The organism is Haladaptatus sp. AB618 (assembly GCF_024136965.1).
GTDB lineage: Archaea > Halobacteriota > Halobacteria > Halobacteriales > Haladaptataceae > Haladaptatus.
The window spans coordinates 131,155-147,501 of sequence record NZ_JAMYJX010000002.1 but is presented as its reverse complement, the minus strand read 5'-3'; the positions used below and the strand labels follow the sequence as shown (position 1 = coordinate 147,501).

At 61.7% G+C, this 16,347-nt stretch carries 22 protein-coding genes and 1 pseudogene; 16 read left to right on the top strand and 7 right to left on the bottom strand.

The features are described from left to right. Positions 1 to 101: 101 nt before the first annotated feature. Positions 102 to 1,493, bottom strand: a complete 1,392-nt coding sequence (locus tag NKF26_RS07535; RefSeq protein WP_253228853.1) for a signal recognition particle protein Srp54 — start codon at positions 1,491 to 1,493, stop codon at positions 102 to 104. Between the two features lie 122 nt (positions 1,494 to 1,615). On the opposite strand from NKF26_RS07535, the gene thpR reads away from it, so the two are divergent. The 9 genes from thpR (at position 1,616) to NKF26_RS07490 (ending at position 7,909) form a co-directional block, all read left to right on the top strand. Beyond that, the gene (thpR, locus tag NKF26_RS07530; protein WP_253228854.1) at positions 1,616 to 2,173 is read left to right on the top strand and encodes an RNA 2',3'-cyclic phosphodiesterase; all 558 of its coding nucleotides are present in this window, start codon (positions 1,616 to 1,618) and stop codon (positions 2,171 to 2,173) included. A gap of 53 nt (positions 2,174 to 2,226) precedes the next feature. Further along, on the top strand, positions 2,227 to 2,379 hold the full coding sequence (locus NKF26_RS07525; RefSeq protein ID WP_066145272.1) for a 50S ribosomal protein L39e: 153 nt from the start codon (positions 2,227 to 2,229) through the stop codon (positions 2,377 to 2,379). Beyond that, positions 2,379 to 2,657, top strand: coding sequence for a 50S ribosomal protein L31e (locus NKF26_RS07520; protein ID WP_066144824.1), 279 nt, complete (start codon positions 2,379 to 2,381; stop codon positions 2,655 to 2,657). Before NKF26_RS07525 ends, NKF26_RS07520 begins: the two co-directional genes overlap by 1 nt. A gap of 4 nt (positions 2,658 to 2,661) precedes the next feature. Further along, complete coding sequence (locus NKF26_RS07515; protein WP_253228855.1) at positions 2,662 to 3,327, top strand: translation initiation factor IF-6; 666 nt, start codon at positions 2,662 to 2,664, stop codon at positions 3,325 to 3,327. 109 nt (positions 3,328 to 3,436) lie between these two features. Next, positions 3,437 to 3,895: a prefoldin subunit alpha gene (gene pfdA / locus NKF26_RS07510; RefSeq protein ID WP_369682132.1), complete on the top strand. Its 459-nt coding sequence runs from the start codon at positions 3,437 to 3,439 to the stop codon at positions 3,893 to 3,895. Positions 3,896 to 3,901: 6 nt separating this feature from the next. Beyond that, positions 3,902 to 5,113 (top strand): signal recognition particle-docking protein FtsY, encoded by a 1,212-nt coding sequence (gene ftsY, locus NKF26_RS07505; RefSeq protein ID WP_253228857.1) that lies wholly within the window; start codon positions 3,902 to 3,904, stop codon positions 5,111 to 5,113. A gap of 290 nt (positions 5,114 to 5,403) precedes the next feature. Beyond that, on the top strand, positions 5,404 to 6,372 hold the full coding sequence (locus tag NKF26_RS07500; protein WP_253228858.1) for a methyltransferase domain-containing protein: 969 nt from the start codon (positions 5,404 to 5,406) through the stop codon (positions 6,370 to 6,372). 65 nt (positions 6,373 to 6,437) lie between these two features. After that, complete coding sequence (gene thyA / locus NKF26_RS07495; protein ID WP_253228859.1) at positions 6,438 to 7,433, top strand: thymidylate synthase; 996 nt, start codon at positions 6,438 to 6,440, stop codon at positions 7,431 to 7,433. After that, complete coding sequence (locus NKF26_RS07490; protein ID WP_253228860.1) at positions 7,430 to 7,909, top strand: dihydrofolate reductase; 480 nt, start codon at positions 7,430 to 7,432, stop codon at positions 7,907 to 7,909. Before thyA ends, NKF26_RS07490 begins: the two co-directional genes overlap by 4 nt. On the opposite strand, the gene NKF26_RS07485 is transcribed toward NKF26_RS07490, so the two are convergent. From NKF26_RS07485 to NKF26_RS07475, 3 genes are all read right to left on the bottom strand, one after another. Continuing rightward, positions 7,897 to 8,280, bottom strand: coding sequence for a hypothetical protein (locus NKF26_RS07485; RefSeq protein ID WP_253228861.1), 384 nt, complete (start codon positions 8,278 to 8,280; stop codon positions 7,897 to 7,899). The genes NKF26_RS07490 and NKF26_RS07485 overlap by 13 nt on opposite strands. Beyond that, the gene (locus NKF26_RS07480) at positions 8,281 to 8,655 is read right to left on the bottom strand and encodes a hypothetical protein (RefSeq protein WP_253228862.1); all 375 of its coding nucleotides are present in this window, start codon (positions 8,653 to 8,655) and stop codon (positions 8,281 to 8,283) included. Between the two features lie 95 nt (positions 8,656 to 8,750). Further along, a complete protein-coding gene (locus tag NKF26_RS07475) occupies positions 8,751 to 9,311 on the bottom strand; it encodes a TATA-box-binding protein (RefSeq protein ID WP_007976369.1) in 561 nt (186 codons plus the stop codon). A gap of 332 nt (positions 9,312 to 9,643) precedes the next feature. Between NKF26_RS07475 and NKF26_RS07470 the strand changes: the two genes are divergently transcribed. From NKF26_RS07470 to NKF26_RS07460, 3 genes are read left to right on the top strand one after another with little or no spacing between them, the layout of a single operon-like run. Continuing rightward, positions 9,644 to 9,841 (top strand): ubiquitin-like small modifier protein 2, encoded by a 198-nt coding sequence (locus tag NKF26_RS07470; RefSeq protein ID WP_066144835.1) that lies wholly within the window; start codon positions 9,644 to 9,646, stop codon positions 9,839 to 9,841. Then, complete coding sequence (locus tag NKF26_RS07465) at positions 9,838 to 10,242, top strand: GNAT family N-acetyltransferase (protein ID WP_253228863.1); 405 nt, start codon at positions 9,838 to 9,840, stop codon at positions 10,240 to 10,242. Before NKF26_RS07470 ends, NKF26_RS07465 begins: the two co-directional genes overlap by 4 nt. Before the next feature lie 26 nt (positions 10,243 to 10,268). Then, positions 10,269 to 10,460, top strand: coding sequence for a hypothetical protein (locus NKF26_RS07460; RefSeq protein WP_253228864.1), 192 nt, complete (start codon positions 10,269 to 10,271; stop codon positions 10,458 to 10,460). Positions 10,461 to 10,478: 18 nt separating this feature from the next. Here the strand turns inward: NKF26_RS07460 and NKF26_RS07455 are convergent, their stop codons facing one another. Further along, positions 10,479 to 11,861: a phosphoglucomutase/phosphomannomutase family protein gene (locus tag NKF26_RS07455; RefSeq protein ID WP_253228865.1), complete on the bottom strand. Its 1,383-nt coding sequence runs from the start codon at positions 11,859 to 11,861 to the stop codon at positions 10,479 to 10,481. A gap of 201 nt (positions 11,862 to 12,062) precedes the next feature. On the opposite strand from NKF26_RS07455, the gene NKF26_RS07450 reads away from it, so the two are divergent. After that, entirely contained in the window at positions 12,063 to 12,656 is a 594-nt protein-coding gene (locus NKF26_RS07450; RefSeq protein ID WP_253228866.1) for an NADPH-dependent FMN reductase, read from the top strand. 33 nt (positions 12,657 to 12,689) lie between these two features. On the opposite strand, the gene NKF26_RS07445 is transcribed toward NKF26_RS07450, so the two are convergent. Further along, positions 12,690 to 12,932 (bottom strand): GIY-YIG nuclease family protein, encoded by a 243-nt coding sequence (locus NKF26_RS07445; RefSeq protein WP_253228867.1) that lies wholly within the window; start codon positions 12,930 to 12,932, stop codon positions 12,690 to 12,692. Positions 12,933 to 13,357: 425 nt separating this feature from the next. Continuing rightward, positions 13,358 to 13,919, bottom strand: a pseudogene (locus tag NKF26_RS07440) (DUF1684 domain-containing protein). A gap of 341 nt (positions 13,920 to 14,260) precedes the next feature. On the opposite strand from NKF26_RS07440, the gene NKF26_RS07435 reads away from it, so the two are divergent. The 3 genes from NKF26_RS07435 to NKF26_RS07425 all read left to right on the top strand — a co-directional run bounded on the left by NKF26_RS07435 (position 14,261) and on the right by NKF26_RS07425 (position 16,277). Next, complete coding sequence (locus NKF26_RS07435; RefSeq protein ID WP_253228868.1) at positions 14,261 to 14,710, top strand: hypothetical protein; 450 nt, start codon at positions 14,261 to 14,263, stop codon at positions 14,708 to 14,710. Positions 14,711 to 14,758: 48 nt separating this feature from the next. Continuing rightward, positions 14,759 to 15,553 carry a hypothetical protein gene (locus NKF26_RS07430; RefSeq protein WP_253234144.1) on the top strand — a complete coding sequence of 265 codons (795 nt, stop codon included), beginning with the start codon at positions 14,759 to 14,761 and terminating at the stop codon, positions 15,551 to 15,553. Positions 15,554 to 15,647: 94 nt separating this feature from the next. Further along, a complete protein-coding gene (locus NKF26_RS07425) occupies positions 15,648 to 16,277 on the top strand; it encodes a VOC family protein (protein WP_253228870.1) in 630 nt (209 codons plus the stop codon). Positions 16,278 to 16,347 lie beyond the last annotated feature (70 nt).

Here is a 16,347-nt window from a genome sequence, read left to right as displayed (position 1 = left end):
GTTTCACTTGCGCTCGATGTTTGCTGTACACAGGAAGCTAAAAGCGGCCGTTCATCGCGATCGTGCTCGCGACAAAATCGTATCCGGATCGCGGAGACCATTCACCCGAACGGACCCATGCCGCCCATACCGCCACCACCGCCACCGCCGCCGCCCTGCATCTTCTTCATCATGCGCTCCATGTCGCCGCCCTGTCCCATGCCCTGGAACTGTTTCAGGGTCTGGGCCATCATCTTGTGCTGTTGGAGCAGTTCGCGGATGCGTTCCTCGTCCTGTCCGCTCCCGCGAGCGATGCGTCGAATCTGACTCGCGCCGATGGACCGCGGGTTTTCGAGTTCCTTGTCGGTCATCGAGTCCATGATGACCTCGAAACTCCGCATCCGGTCCTTCGTCACGTCCATCGCGTCGTCCGGCAGTTCGTCCATGATCCCACCGCCGAAGCCGGGGATCATGTCCATGACCTGTTCGAGCGGCCCCATCTTGTTCATCGCGTTCATCTGATGGCGCATGTCGTTGAGGGTGAACTGCCCCTTCATCATGTCTTCGGGGTCCCAGTCCTCCTCCTCTTCGGTCTCCGTCATCGCCCGCTGGACGCGCTCGGTGAGCTGTTTCAGGTCGCCCATGCCGAGCAGGCGGGAGATGAAGCCGTTCGGCTCGAACCGCTCGACGTCCTGGACCGTCTCACCGGACCCAAGGAAGGCGATGGACGAATCAGTCTCGTTGACTGCCGTCAACGCGCCACCACCTTTCGCAGTACCGTCGAGTTTCGTGATGACGACGCCGTCGATGCCGATGGATTCGTCGAACTGTTGGGCTTGGTCCTTCGCGCCCTGCCCGATTGCGGCGTCGAGCACGAGCAGGTTTCGGTCGGGGTCGGCGACCGACTCGATCTCCTCGATTTCGGCGATGAGGTCGTCTTCGAGCGCGTGGCGACCGGCCGTGTCCACGATGTGGATGTCGGCGTCCGCCGTCTCCTCCAGTCCCTTCCGCGCGATATCTACGGGGTCCTCGTTGTCCGGGTCGCCGTAGAAATCGACCTCGGCGCGGGAACACATCTCCTTCGCCTGGTCGTACGCACCGGGCCGGAAGGTGTCGGTTTGGATGACCGCGGGGCGAAGTCCCTTCTTCGAGAACCACCACGCCATCTTGGCGGAGGTGGTCGTCTTCCCCGACCCCTGCAAACCGGCGAGGAGAATGGTCTGGTTTTCGAGCGGGATTTCCGTACTCTCGCCGACGAGGCCGACGAGTTCCTCGTAGACGATACTGAGGACATGGTCACGGGCCGTCGTCCCGCCCGGCGGTTCTTCGTTCACAGCGCGGTCCTTGATGGACGACGAGAGGTCCATCACGAGGCTGACGTCGACGTCAGCCTGCAGGAGGGAACGCTGAATTTCCTTGACGATTTCCTCGACGTCGTCCTCGCTGACGCGTGACTTCCCACTCAGTTTGTCGAGTGAGCCGCGAAGAGAACTGCCGAGATTATCGAGCACCATCGTTAGGGAGTGTTTGGCTTTCCGGCGGTTTAAACCCTTTTTCTATTTGGTTTGGAGTCGATGTCGTCGGAACGTATCGGGGGGCGTCAATCTTCAAGCCGACGGGGAACGAAGGGTTTCGTATGCGACTGTTCGTGAGCATCGACCTGCCGGACGACCTCTGGGAGGGTGTCGAGGGCGTGCAAGAGCAGTTCCGAGACGCCGGGGGTCTCACCTTCACCGACCCCACGCAAGCACACCTGACGCTCTCGTTTCTCGGCGACGTGGACGAGGACCGCGTCCCTGCCATCGAGGACGCGCTCGAAACCGCCGTCGAGGATGACATCGACTTCGGCCCCTTCGACGCGGAGATTAGCGGCTTGGGAGTCTTTCCCAGTCTCGACTACATCTCCGTCGTCTGGCTCGGCCTCGACGACGGGGGAGAGGAGACGAGTCTCGTCCACGACGCCGTCGAATCCCGTCTCTACGACCTCGGGTTTTCGCCCGACGACAACGAGTTCGTTCCGCACGTCACCATCGCAAGAATGCAACACGCGGGCGGCAAGGAACTCGTCCAGCGGAACGTGCGGGAACTCGACCCGACTGTGGGGAGAATGGAAGTCAGGGAGATTCGACTGACCGAGAGCGAGTTGACGTCGGACGGGCCGGAGTATTCGACCGTCGCGGCGTTCACCCTGTGAAGCCGTTTGAAAGGAACAAGATTTTATGCGACGGCGGAAAAGTGGCAACCACTATGGGCAAGAAATCGAAGGCCAAGAAGAAACGCCTGTCCAAGCTGGAACGGCAGAACAGCCGCATCCCGGCGTGGGTCATCATGAAGACGGACCGAGACGTAATGCGAAACCCGAAGCGCCGCAGCTGGCGGCGTAGCGACACTGACGAATAATGAGCGCAAGTGATTTCGAGGAGCGAGTCGTGACGGTTCCGCTCCGAGACGTGACGGCAGAGGCAAAGCACAAACGAGCGAACAAAGCGATGAAACTGGTGCGCGGGCATCTCGCCCAGCACTTCAAGGTGGACGAGGACGAGGTTCGCCTCGACCCCTCCATCAACGAGGCGATCTGGGCGCGCGGTCAGAAGAACCCGCCACGAAAGCTTCGAGTTCACGCTGCCCGCTTCGAGGAAGAGGGCGAATCCGTCGTTGAGGCGGAATACGAAGAGTAGAGCGGTGCTTCGTACCGCGTTCAACGGCTCGGCGTACGTTGGCGTCTTCGCTCGTGTGACTGACGAGTATCTCCTCGTCCGACCGGATTTGGACGATGACCTCGTCGACTCCCTCGAAACGGAGTTGGAAGTCGATGCCATCGGCACGACGCTCGGTGGGTCGTCCACCGTCGGCGCGCTGGTCGCAGGCAACGAGAACGGGCTGCTCGTCAGCAACCGTCTCACTGACCACGAGCGCGAACGAATCGAAGCAGTGGTCGACGTTCCACTCACGAAGTTCCCGGGGCGTATCAACGCCGCCGGAAACGTCGTGCTCGTGAACGACACGGGCGCATACGTCCACCCGGACCTCTCGCGGGAAGCAGTTCAAGCCGTCTCCGACGGGTTGGACGTTCCCGTCGAACGAGGGACGATTGCGGGCGTTCAAACGGTCGGAACGGCAGGCGTCGCCACGAATCGAGGCGTCCTCTGTCACCCGAAAGCGACCGACGACGAACTCGATACCATCGAGGACGTGCTCGGCGTCCCGGCGGACATCGGCACCATCAACTACGGTGGGCCGCTCGTCGGGTCCGGGCTTCTCGCCAATGCCCACGGCTACGTCGTCGGAGAGGAGACGACCGGACCGGAACTCGGCCGTATCGAGGACGCGCTGGGCTATATCGACTGATTTTCGGCCCATCGTGTTTTGCAACCTAGTTAGCAACATTCTTCCCGCTCGCTCCCGCACGTGGTGACATGAGCACGATTACTCGCGGAACGGAGAGTGGAGCACAATGATGGGCGGCGGCAATCAAGAGATGCAGCAGATGCAACAGCAGCTCCAACAGCTGGAAGCCGAGAAGGAGGAGCTGAACGGAGAAGTCGAGGACCTGCGCGACGAGAAGGGCGAGGTCGACGAGGCTATCGAAGCCGTCGAAACGCTCGACACCGACTCGGTCGTCCAAGTCCCGCTCGGCGGCGGCGCGTACCTCCGCGCGAGCGTCGAGGACATCGACGAGGTCATCGTCGAACTCGGTGGCGGCTACGCCGCGGAGCGAGACCAGGAGGGCGCAGTGGCGTCCCTGAAGAGCCGGAAAGACCTCCTCGACGAGCAGATCGCGGACCTGCAGGAGGAGATCGGTGAAGTCGAAGCCGAGAGCGACCAGCTAGAGCAGAAAGCACAGCAGATGCAACAACAGCAGATGCAACAGCAGATGCAGCAGATGCAGCAACAGCAGGACGACGAGGACGAGTAACCGCCGATGTTCGACAGTCTGAAGGATAAGTTGAGCGGGTTCCGTAAGGACGTCGAAGAGACGACAGAGGAGAAGGCCGAAGAAGCTGAGGCGGCGGACGCAGAGACTGCAGATGCCGCGGCAGCCGAAGAAACGGCCGAATCGGAACCCGTCGAAACGGAAGCGGAAACCGAAACCGCGGAAACAGCCGAGCCGGAAATCGAACCGGAAATCGAATCCGAGCCGGAACCCGAATCCGAGCCTGAACCGGAGCCAGCGACGTCCGACGAGGACGGCGCGGAATCGGAGACGGACTCCGAATCGAGTTCGGACAACGGCCGCGGCGGGTTCGCCCAGAAGGCGAAGTCGTTCGCGCGCGGTGAGATCATCATCGAGGAGCAGGACGTCGAGGACCCGCTCTGGGAGCTGGAAATGGCGCTCCTCGAAAGCGACGTGGAGATGAGCGTCGCCAGCGAGATGCTCGAAGACATCCGGAACGACCTCGTCGGCGCGACGCGCAAGTTCAGCGCCGAGACGGGGGACGTCGTCGAACAAGCCCTGCGCGATTCCTTGCTGTCGGTCATCAGCGTCGGGCAGTTCGACTTCGATCAGCGGGTTGCGGAAGCCGACAAACCGCTCGTCATCATCTTCACCGGGGTCAACGGCGTCGGGAAGACGACGAGCATCGCCAAACTCGCCCGCTACTTCGAGGAGCGCGGCTACTCCTCGGTGATGGCGAACGGTGACACCTACCGTGCCGGTGCGAACCAGCAGATCCAGGAGCACGCGGACGCACTCGACAAGAAACTCATCGCGCACGAGCAGGGTGGCGACCCCGCCGCCGTCATCTACGACGCGGTGGAGTACGCCGACGCTCACGACATCGACATCGTGCTGGGCGACACCGCGGGTCGCCTGCACACCAGCGAAGGGTTGATGGACCAGTTGGCGAAGATCGGACGCGTCGTGGACCCCGACATGACCCTCTTCGTGGACGAGGCCGTGGCCGGGCAGGACGCGGTCCAGCGCGCGAAGGAGTTCGACGACGCCGCCGAGGTCGACGGCTCGATCCTGACGAAAGCCGACGCCGACTCGAAGGGCGGCGCGGCGATCTCGATCTCCCACGTCACGGGCAAGCCCATCCTGTTCCTCGGAACCGGACAGGGCTACGACGACATCGAGCAGTTCGACCCCGAAACGATGGTCGAGCGACTCCTCGGTGAGGAAGAAGAGGAGTAATCCGCACCGCAAGTCGGTTTTCGCGTTCGCGGTTCGGTTTTCGCGGTTATTTTTTCGAAGGGTGCAATCGGGAGTGGCGACGCGATGTGGAGTTTGAACGATTGTGAGAGAGACTTCGAAAGTGCGGATTGTGGTCTCGGTAATCGAATCAGACGTGGTCGTCACTGTACCCGAACTGGCTCGGGATCACGAGTGCGAACCTTCTCGTCCCCGTCGTGATTCGGAATTCCCAAGAGCACAGCACTGTTCCCCTCGAACGAAACCGGACGACTCCGGAGGAAATCGCAATCGTGTACGTACTGGAACTCGGCGGACAAGACGACGAATTCGCGGCGTGTGAAGCGGCGAGCGCGGCGACCGGAGTGGAACTCGTCGCGCCCGGACTCGCGCGGGCGGCGACGATCACCGAGCGCGTTCGAAACCTCGCGTACACCCATCGGGCGAACGAACTGGTGGGGACGACGGACGCCGACGTGGAGAGCGCGCAGGCGTTGCTTTCGGCCGCACCCATCGACCGCGAGGGGACTGTCGCGGTGCGTGCGCGGACGGTCCGTGACACGGAGGATATCAGCACACAGGAGGTCGAGCGCGAATTGGGGCAGATACTCGTGGACCGCGGATTCGCGGTGGACTTGGACGACCCCGACCACGAACTGCGGGCGACGTTCTCCGACGACAGTTGTGTGCTCGGGTGGACCGCAGTCGAGAGCGTGCGCGACTACGGTACCCGGAAACCGACCGACCGACCGTTCTTCCAACCGGGGAGCATGCACCCCCTCCTTGCGCGCGCGCTGGTGAACATCGTCGGAGCGAAGGAGGGAACGACGGTTCTCGATCCGATGTGCGGGACGGGTGGCACCCTCATCGAGGCCGCGCTCGTCGGCGCGCGACCGTTGGGTGCCGATGCACAGTGGAAGATGGCCCGTGGGGCGGCGGAGAACCTCGACCACTACGCACCGGACGCGGACGCCGCGACGGTTCGCGGCGACGCGACACACCTGCCGTTCGCCGACGATTCCATCGACGGCGTGGTGTTCGACGCACCCTACGGCAGGCAGTCGAAGATAGCGAATCTCGACCTCGACGACCTCGTGGCTGGCGCGCTCGCCGAAGCGAAGCGGGTTTCCTCTCGAACCGTCATCGTCGGCGACCGCTCGTGGGCGGACGAAGCGCGGGCGGCGGGATGGACCGTCGAAGGAGAGTTCGAACGGCGCGTGCATCGGTCGCTGACGCGGTACATCGTCGTGTTGTCGGAATAATATCGTTCGAAGAGAAGAACATCGAGAGGGTCGTTTTATATATTATTGAGCAGGAACACCCACCCATGAAGCAGTACCTCGACCTCATCGAGGACGTACTCCGGGACGGGACGTACAAGCCCAATCGAACCGGCGTGGACACGATTTCCACGTTCAGCCAGCACTACGAGGTGGACCTGCGCGACGGCTTTCCGCTGTTGACCACCAAAGAGATGGACGGCTTTCGGTGGGACTCGATGCTCCACGAACTGCTCTGGTACCTCTCCGGCGAGGAGCACGTCCGGAACCTCCGCGAGAAGACGGGAATTTGGAACGAATGGTCGAACGAGGAGGGGCATCTCGACACGGCCTACGGTCGGTTTTGGCGACGGTTCCCGGTCCCCGAGGAGGGGCTACCAGGCGAATCGTGGCCCGAGGACGGCAACCGCTGGATGAACGAGGACGGAACCTTCGACCAGATCCAGTATGTCATCGACGGTCTCAACGAGAATCCGAACTCGCGCCGGTTCGTCGTTTCGGCTTGGCATCCGGCGAACGCGGCCGTTTCAACGCTCCCACCGTGTCACTACACCTTCGTCATCAACGTTCAGGGCGACGGTACCCTGAACCTGCACCTCACCCAGCGCTCGGGTGACGTTGCACTCGGAATCCCGTTCAACGTCGCCGCGTACGCCATTTTGGCGACCGTGCTCGCCCAGCAGACGGGATTCGAGGTGGGGAAATTCTCGCACACCATCGTGGACGCACACATCTACTGCGGCGAAGGCGAACGCGGCGAGTGGTACCGTGACAACCTCCCTGCCCTGCAATCGCGCCTCGCCGACGTGAGCGAGAAGTCCGAATACGAGGAAATTCGGGAATGGCTCGAATCCGAGGCACCGGAGGAAGAGACCGACCGTCTCGACCACGTTCCGGGCCTGCTGACTCAACTCTCGCGAGAGCCCAAATCACGCCCGAAGATCGACATCGCGGCGGATTCCATCGACGAGTTGAGCTACGAGGACATCACGCTCCGAGAGTACGACGCCCACCCCGGCCTCAAATTCGGCGTGGCCGAATGACCCGTCTCGTCCTCATCGCCGCGATTGCCGAAAACGGCGTCATCGGCAGCGACGGCGGCATGCCGTGGCATTATTCGGAAGATATGCGGCACTTCAAGGAGACGACGATGGGCCACCCCGTCGTCATGGGTCGGACGACCTACGAGAGCATCGCGGCACAGATGGATGGCCCGCTCCCGGGCCGAACGAACGTCGTGTTGAGCCGGTCGAACCCGGACCTCCCGGAGGAAGTCGTCCTCGTCCACGGCGTGGAGGAAGCGATGGTGGAAATCGAGGAACTGGACGACGTCGCCTACATCACCGGCGGCGCGGCGGTGTACGAACAGTTCCTCCCGCACGCGGACGAGATGATCCTCACGGAGATTCACGAATCCTACGAGGGGGACACGTACTTCCCCGAGTGGGACCCGGAGGAGTGGCGAGAAGTCGAGCGCGAGGAGCGCGAGGCGTTCGATTTCGTTCGCTACGAGCGGTGAGGAATCGCCGCGCGGAGTTTTCTGTCGAGCTCAAATCGCACGACGACGAACGCAAACAGCATGCCGACGAGCCATTTGGCGAGCGTGGGGGCGAGTGGTTGAATGCTCTCGGTCCCGGTAAGCGAGCCGACAATCCCCCCTCCGATGAGTGTCAACCAACCGAACAGCGCGGCGCGTTTCGGGTTTTCCGGACGGTAGTACAGACAAAGACACGTCATCAAAATCGTCGCTGCGAACGGCAAGTCGGACAGCGAACTATCGTATCCACCTCCGGATTCGATGAAGAGAAGTGGGGTAAACACCGCACCAGCACCGACGTAATACCAGAAGAGATCGGCGAATTTCCCCATCTCTTCGGTGAATTCACCCATCTACGCCCCGTTCCGTCGGAATTGCAAGTGTGGCTTCGCCCACGCGACGAACGCGCCGATGGCTAAAGCGATAACCCACGTCGCCAACGCGGTCGGTCTGTTGGCGGGCGTGAGACTGATTTCGAGGCCAGCCCACAGAACACCGATCGCTACGGAGCTAGCGAGCGAGAACAGCCAGACCTGTCCGTAGGAGACCGGGAGCAGATCGAGCGCGACGAGTACGCCAACGACAAGACCGGGGATGCAGACGAGGAAAGTCCCGACCCAGTGGGGACTAACGATGAACAAATCGAGAAGCGCGATGAATGGAAGTGGAAGCATGATAACGCTCCCGACGACGATGCCGACCTGTTCCAGACGGTGGGGGAGGGACATACTGTCAAGTTAATCAAGTGAGGATAAATGTTTTCTCGTCGGAGAGTCCGACGATGTCACTCCGTGAAAGGCGGGAAAGGGAAAACCGAAAGAGATTATTCCAGCAGACCGAGTTCTTCGAGCCGCGAGACGATTTTATCGACTGCCTGTTCCGCATCTTCGGGCTTCTTGCCGCCGGTGATGACGAGTTTGCCGGAGCCGAACAGCAGGGCGACGACTTCGGGTTCGTCGAGACGGTAGACGAGGCCGGGGAACTGCTCGGGTTCGTACTCGATGTTCTCCAGACCGAGACCGATGGCGATGGCGTTGAGGTTGAGGTTGCGTCCGAGGTCCGCGCTCGTAACGATGTTCTGGACGACGATTTCGGGGTCGTCGTTCACCTGAATGTTCAGCTCTCGGAGCTTGTCGAAGACGATTTCGAGACTCTCGTGGACGTCGGCAGTGCTCTTTGCACCGGTGCAGACGATTTTACCGGAGCGGAAGATGAGTGCGGCAGACTTCGGGTTCTGCGTACGGTAAACGAGACCGGGGAACTGCTCTGGGTCGTAATCCGCGCCCTCCAAGTCCATGGCGACACTTTGAAGGTCGAGTTCCTGCCCGATGCCCGTCGAGGCGACCACGTTTTCAATGTTGATGGTTTCCTTTGGGTCGGTCATAGCGCGACTTAAATGACGTATTTAAGGTTTATAAAGGTTGGTAGTCCAGACTGACACGTCTCACCCACCCTTTATCAGCGGACTGCGTACGAAATATTGATGTCGGAGGCCCTATCGACGGCAATATTGGTGTTTGCGTGTCCTCGAAACGAACGGGGATCGTTGTAAATAGCTCACATTTTATCGGACCGGTTTCCGTCAGCAGGTCCGCGACGAACCACCTCCGATGGAGGACGACGAGATGGGCACCAATCGAGCGGTGGGGGCGTTCTCGGAACGTCGTATCGTCGGCTTCGACACGCTGAAGGCGTGAGAAGCGCAAGGAGGACCCAATGAACGTGACGGTCGAAGTGGTCGGCGAGGAAAGCCACGAGTTCGACGTGGAAGACGAGGTGTACGCCGATTTGGTATCGGCCGTGGGGTTGAGTCCGCATGAGGTGTCGGTGATGGTGGACGGACGGCCGGTACCGGAGGACCAACCCGTGGAGGCGGAACACGTGAAGATACTGCGACTGATAAAGGGTGGATGACGGTTCGACTCGCGACCGCTGCGGACCGCCTGTCAGTGATGCGAATCGTGAACGGTGCGATGCTGGAAGTCGATGCTGAGGAGGTCGAACGGGGAATCGATTCGGGGGACGTGCTGGTAGCAGTTGAGGAGGACAGGGTGCTCGGAGCGGCGGTGCTAGAACCGGGAGCGGACGGCACGCACATCGATGCAATCGCGGTGCGACGGGCGCGGCGGGGACAGGGTATCGGCGGCGAACTGGTGGCGTTCGCGGCCGAGCGGTGCGGAACGCTGACCGCGGACTGTGACCCGAACGTGCGACCGTTTTACGAGTCGTTGGGGTTCGACATCGAGGAACGGATGATGGATGGAGAGGGAAGCGAGGAAAAGCGGTTGTGGGGAACGCTCGAAAGCGAAGACTGATATGGCGAGTTCGCCAACGCCCGGACATGGACGAGACGAAACGACGCCGTCTCACGCTCATCTGGGTCGCGTTCGCGGCGGTGATGGTGTACTACGTCTTCGCAAGCGGATTCACCGGATCGATCGGAGACCTGCTCGGCCTCCTCACCGCAGCGTTGGGCGTGGTGCTCGCCGCCGTCTACTATTTCAATCCACGCGGCATGCTTACGTTCGGCTAAAAAATCGAAACGACCGATTCAGATCAACGGTGCGACCAGTTCCTTCCCCGCGTCGAGCAGGTCGGCCACGGCGTCCTCGCTTTCTCCCTCGGCGTAGATTCGCATCTTCGGTTCGGTGCCGCTCGGCCGGACGAGCAACCACGAACCGTCGGCGAGCAGGATTTTGAAGCCGTCCTTCGTCACCATGTCGGCCACGTCCTTGCCCGCGACTTCGTCGGGGAGTTCGGTTTCGAGGTCGTCGAGGACGCGTTCCTTTTCGTCGTCGGGGCAATCGAGGCTGACCTTGCCCTGGTGAATCTCGCCGAACTCGGCGAGCAGGTCGTCCACGCGGTCGTCGAACGGACGTTCGTGCGCGACTGCGGCCGTCAAGAGCGCCATGAGGACGCCGTCCTTCTCGCGGACGTGGCCGCGGATGGTGAATCCGCCGCTCTCCTCGCCGCCGATGAGCGCGTCGTGTTCACCCATCGACTCCGCGAGCCACTTGAATCCGACCGGCGTCTCGTGGACTTCCTCGCCGTGTTCCTCGGCGATACGGTCGATGAGGAAGGTGGTCGAGACGGAGCGCACCGCGGGACCCGATTCGTCTTCGAGCAGATACTCGTACAGCGCGGCGAAGACGAGATTTTCGTCCAGATAGCCGCGTTCAGGCGTCACGATGGCGATTCTGTCGGCGTCTCCGTCGTTGGCGATACCGAGGTCCGCGTCGCCGTCCTCGACCGCTTCGATGAGGTCCTGGAGGTTTTCCTCGCTCGGTTCGGGGGGTGTGCCGCCGAATTCCGGGTCCTGATCGCAGTTGAGTCGTTCGACACTCGCACCGGCGTCTTCGAGGAGTCGGTCGGTGATTCCCCGACCGCTGCCGTGCATGGCGTCGTAGACGACCGAGAGGCCGTCGAAGTCGGCGTCCACGAGGTCGAAAGCGTGTTTTTCGTAGGGTTCGACGAGGTCCTCCTCGCTGACGGACCCGTACTCCGATTCGGGGAGGGGATCGGGTTCAGCGAGTCGGGCCATGATCTCGTCGGTGACTTCGGGGAGGGCGGGTGCGCCGTCCGATGGGATGAACTTCACGCCGTTGTACTCCGGCGGGTTGTGGCTCGCGGTTATCATCAGGCCGCCCGCGAGGTCGCGGTCCACCAAAGTCCACGCGAGGATCGGCGTCGGTGTGTCGCGTTCGGCGACGAGTACATCGAACCCGTTCGCGGCGAGGACGCGACAGAGGTCTTCCGCGAACCCGCGTGAGGTATCGCGGGCGTCGTAGCTGATCGCGACCGTTTCTCCCGCTCGGTCTTCGACCTCGCGGAGGTAGTCGGCGACTGCTTGGCCGACGATCTGCACGCGCGGGGAGGTGAACTCGTCGAGCGTCGCGCGCCAACCGTCGGTTCCGAACGAAATCGGCGTGTCCATACATCGTTCGTCATCGGGGATGTCGAAAAAACCACCGTGTCGAAGTTTGCCACAGAAGTGGCAAGCATGCAACCAAAGTGCGCTTTCGGAAATCACCTCGTACGCTCCGCCCGAGTTCGTTCCCACGAGACGAATGCGAACTGAAACCCGATCGGAGTGGAACACGCCGGTTAAACGTTCTCGGTTCCAAGATGTCCGATAATGCAACGGACACCGAACGTCATCGCGGTATGCGGCAGCATGCGCGATGGCAGCCACACACGAACCGCCTTGAAACACGTCCTCGATGCCGCGGAAGCGGAAGGCGCGGAGACAGAACTCATCGACCCGCGCGAGTACGACCTCCCCATCTTCGATCCGGACGAGGAAGAACCGGAAGACGCCGTCGAGATCAAGCGGAAGATCCGGGAAGCCGACTCGGTCATCATCGGCAGTCCGGTCTACCACGGCTCGTACACCTCCGCGTTCCGGAACGTCCACGACTACTGTAGCTTCGACGAGTTCGAGGACACCACGGTCGGCCTGCTCGCGGTCGCCGGTGGCGGTTCCTACGGAAGCACGCTCGATCACATGCGGATCACGGTCCGCGGCGTCCACGGCTGGGTACTCCCCCATCAGGTCGGTATTCGGAACGCATACGAGCAGTTCGACGACGGAGAGTTCGTCGACGGCGATTTGGAAGAGCGCGTCCGAAAGCTGGGCGAGCAGGCGGCCAAATACGCCTTCCTCGACCCCAACGTGACCTCCTCGGAGGCCGACGAAGAGGTGGCGGACGAAGCCGCCGCTGACGACTGAAAAACGATCACGAACGGCGAACCACTCTACGAACTACTCTATCAACCGCTCTTTCTGCCTACGGCTGAACTGCTTGATCCGATATTCGCGGGACATCGCAGCGGATTTCGAGTCGAATCGCTCGGTGTAGCGGAGCGTGACGGGAGTTCTTCCGCGGGTGTATTTCGCCCCGTTTCCGGCGTCGTGTTCGGCGACTCGGCGAGTCACGTCGGTCGTGTACCCCGTGTAAAAAGTGCCGTCACTGCATTCGACGACGTACACCCAATGGTCGGTCACACCTGACAGGCTTCGCGTGGTTCTTCTTCGTCCTGTCGATTCCGCCCGGGCCGCCACAGTGGGCTATACTTTTTGCGCACGCTCTCGTGCCACCTCGGCGATACCTGCGTTCGCCGAGCAAGCAGGGCAAGCGCGGATGTAACCGGATTCGTCAGCGAAGACGCGCGCAAATCGTTCCGAGACATGCGCGCCACAGTGGTCACAGTTTGGCATGCTGTCAGCCGACGATTGGTCGTCGGCATCCAGTGCTTCGATTCGAGCGCGTAAATATGCTTTCCAAATTCCGACCCAAATTCGTGAATTGCGAATATTTGTTTTCCCAACAGAGAAAAAGAAATCGAAAAACCAAACACAACCATCAATATATGAGATAAGGTTTTGGAATCGAAAAATGCGGTTCGAGACCCCCCAATTTCCGGTGGAGTTCAGTGGCCGTCCAACGTTTGCTCACCGGCTGGAATCAGCACGTCGAGCCAGTTCTCCTCGGGGGGGGAGCGGACAGGAGAACGTCTCGCTGTAGGCGCAGAACGGGGAGTACGCCACGTTGAAGTCGAGAACTATCTCGTCGCCGTCCGACAGTCGTCGGTCGGGATGGAGTTCGAGATAGCGTCCGTTTTCGTAGCTCTGCTGGCCCGTCGTCTTGTCCCGGAACGGCACGAACAGCGAATCCTGCCCCTCCTGTTGGTACACTGCGAGTGACGCATCCTCGTCGTCCACCTCGAAGTGGAGCGTCATGGTCCGAAGGTAGCGCTGTGACGGCCCCGCGGTCGTCTCCAGTTCGACGGGTTCCGGGTCGTCGTGTGCCTCGACCGTCGCCGTCACGCGGTAGTCCGCGTCCGGGTCGAAGTACGACAAGCCGTCGAAGTCGTCGCGCTCTCCCGGCGGAATCGGCGATTGCGGATGCGTGTCGAAAAAGTCGTCTTTCTCCTCGCGCATAGCGAGCAGTTCCTCGCGCCACTCCTCCTCCGTGGTGTCGAAATCAGCCATACACGGGGGTACTGGCTCACGCCGGGTAAACACACCGCCACGACATTTGGTTTGTTTTTGATTTTTCTGCGATTACGGTTGCCGAGAGGAAACCCGCGAATGTCCTCACCCGTTCGCCACGTGCGAAGCATGTAGTTTCCGAGATTGCAACTACCGAACCCCACCATACCGCACCGCTCCCGCCTGCTCGGGGTTTCGCCGGGCAAAGTCCGACTGACTGCCGAGCGTTGCTCGGCAATTTCACCGCTCACAATCGAGGTTGCTCCGCAACCTCGCATCCCGCACATCGTTCCACGTTCCACCGTAGCCTTTTGTACGAAGCCGCCGAAAATTTCGGCGTGATGAGCCGCGGTACGGACCACGCGACGGAGGAACGCCGCCTTCGAACCCGCGAGGAAAAGGAGGGCATCGAGGAGTGGACGGAGAGCTTCTTCTTCGCGGTCGGGGAGGTGACGTTTCTCTGCGTGCCTGCCTTCTACGTCCTGATGGACGCGGAACCGAACGGGCCGCTGAAGTTTTCGGCCCTCTTCGGATGGCTCGCGCTCTGTCTCTCGGTCGGGACGTTCCGCGGCCATTGGATCGATATCGACTGGCCGCAGGTGACACCCGCGTTGGTGCTCCTGCGGTTCGTCTTCTACGACGCCGTCATCCTCGGGGTCGCCTACGCCGCGACGGGGGTCGATCTCGCGTTTCACTCGCCGGTTGCGACGGCGACCGCCGCGGTCGTCCTCGCCGTCGGGTGCGCGCTGTTGTTCTCCCGCCTCGGGGGAGCGGTCGAAAACCGACTGTAGCGGAACGCTCAAGAAAACGACGAACGCGATACTACACAGAGAGGACACATGCAAGACGAGTACGACCCGACGACCTGTCCGGTCGAGGGGTGTGAGTACGAGGACGCCATCCGCTCGGTCGCGGCACACGTCAGTCGTTCGTCGGACGACGGCCACTCGTGGGACGCGCTGGACTACGACGGTGCCCGCGAGTTCGTGATGAGCGAAAAGCGACGACAGCACGCGGAGTCAGGGGGGGCAACGGCAACTGGTAACGGAGCAGGAGATACGAGCGGAGAATCTGCCGCATCGACGCCCGCCCCCACTCTTCCGGCGGAGGACCCGCCCGAGTTCGGTCTCGACCTCGATTTCGTCAGGGACGTGTTGGTGCTGTTCGACGCCGTCGAGGAGTACGACGTCGATTCGTTGGACGAACTCGACACCTTCCGACTGGTGAACCTTTACACGCTCCTTTCGGACGTGAGCAGTTCCGCCGACGACGCGCGGAAGGAAGTCCGGGACAAACTGCTGGAGGTCGTGCAGGACGACCGCCGAGTCGAGTCGGATTTCGGCGCGGTGAAACGGACCACCCACAAGCGACGGAATCTCAAGGACGAGCAAGTCGTCGCGGACCACTTGGAAGCGGCGGGTATCGACCCGGAGGAAGCCCGGTCGTTCGACACGAAGAAGGTCAAAAAGCTCGTTGCCGAACGGGGACTGGACGAGTCCTCGGTCTTCGACATCGAGAAGCGGACCTACGTCCGGAAGTCCGGCGCGGACGACGAGGGGCGGCGCAAGGCGTACAACCGACTCGACCCGGAACTGAGGGCGCGCGTGGACGACGAGCGGTTCGGCGGGAAATGATCGGGTTTTCTGGCCACTGACATCGATGCCATGTGGTGACACCACCGTCAGCGAGGGTATTTCTCCGCTCGGAACCTATTCCGAGACGAGAACGATGTCCAACGAACCTTCCACGGACGATATTCCGATCACGGCGGAGCGCCCGGACGGCGCGGTTCCGCTCACCGGCACCGACCACATCACACTCATCGGGAGCAACGAGGAGGATACGGTCGAATTTTATCGGGACGTGCTCGGCATGCCGCTCGTCCTCCGCCAACCGAACCTCGACGCGCCGAACGTCACGCACCTGTTCTTCGACAGCGGCGACGGCCGCATCATCACGTTTTTCGTCGAGGAAGGTCGCCAGTCGAATCCCGCACCACAGCGGACCGGCATCGGTGCCGTCCACCACCTCGCGTTCCGGTTCGATCCGGAGCGAATCGAGGAGGTCCGCGAACGACTCGAAGCGCACGGCCGCCGGTACAACGAGTTCGACCGGAGCATCTTCTACTCGCTATACACCTCCGACCACAACGGCCTCACCATCGAACTGACGACGGACAAGTTCGACATTCCGGACGACCGCCGCGCCGAAGTCCTCGCCGTCGCCCAGCGGAAGCGCGAGGAGGACGGTTCGGAGTACGCGAAGGGCGAACACCTCGAAGCCGCGCTGGAAGAACTCGGTATTCCGGTGGAACCGGCGGACCTCCCCGACGCGCCGACCGGCGCGGGCGGGTTGTAGGTCTGGGCGGATTGTAACGGAATTCGAAACCGTTGGGCGGTGCTTTTCTGTATCGTGCGCCCGTAACCGG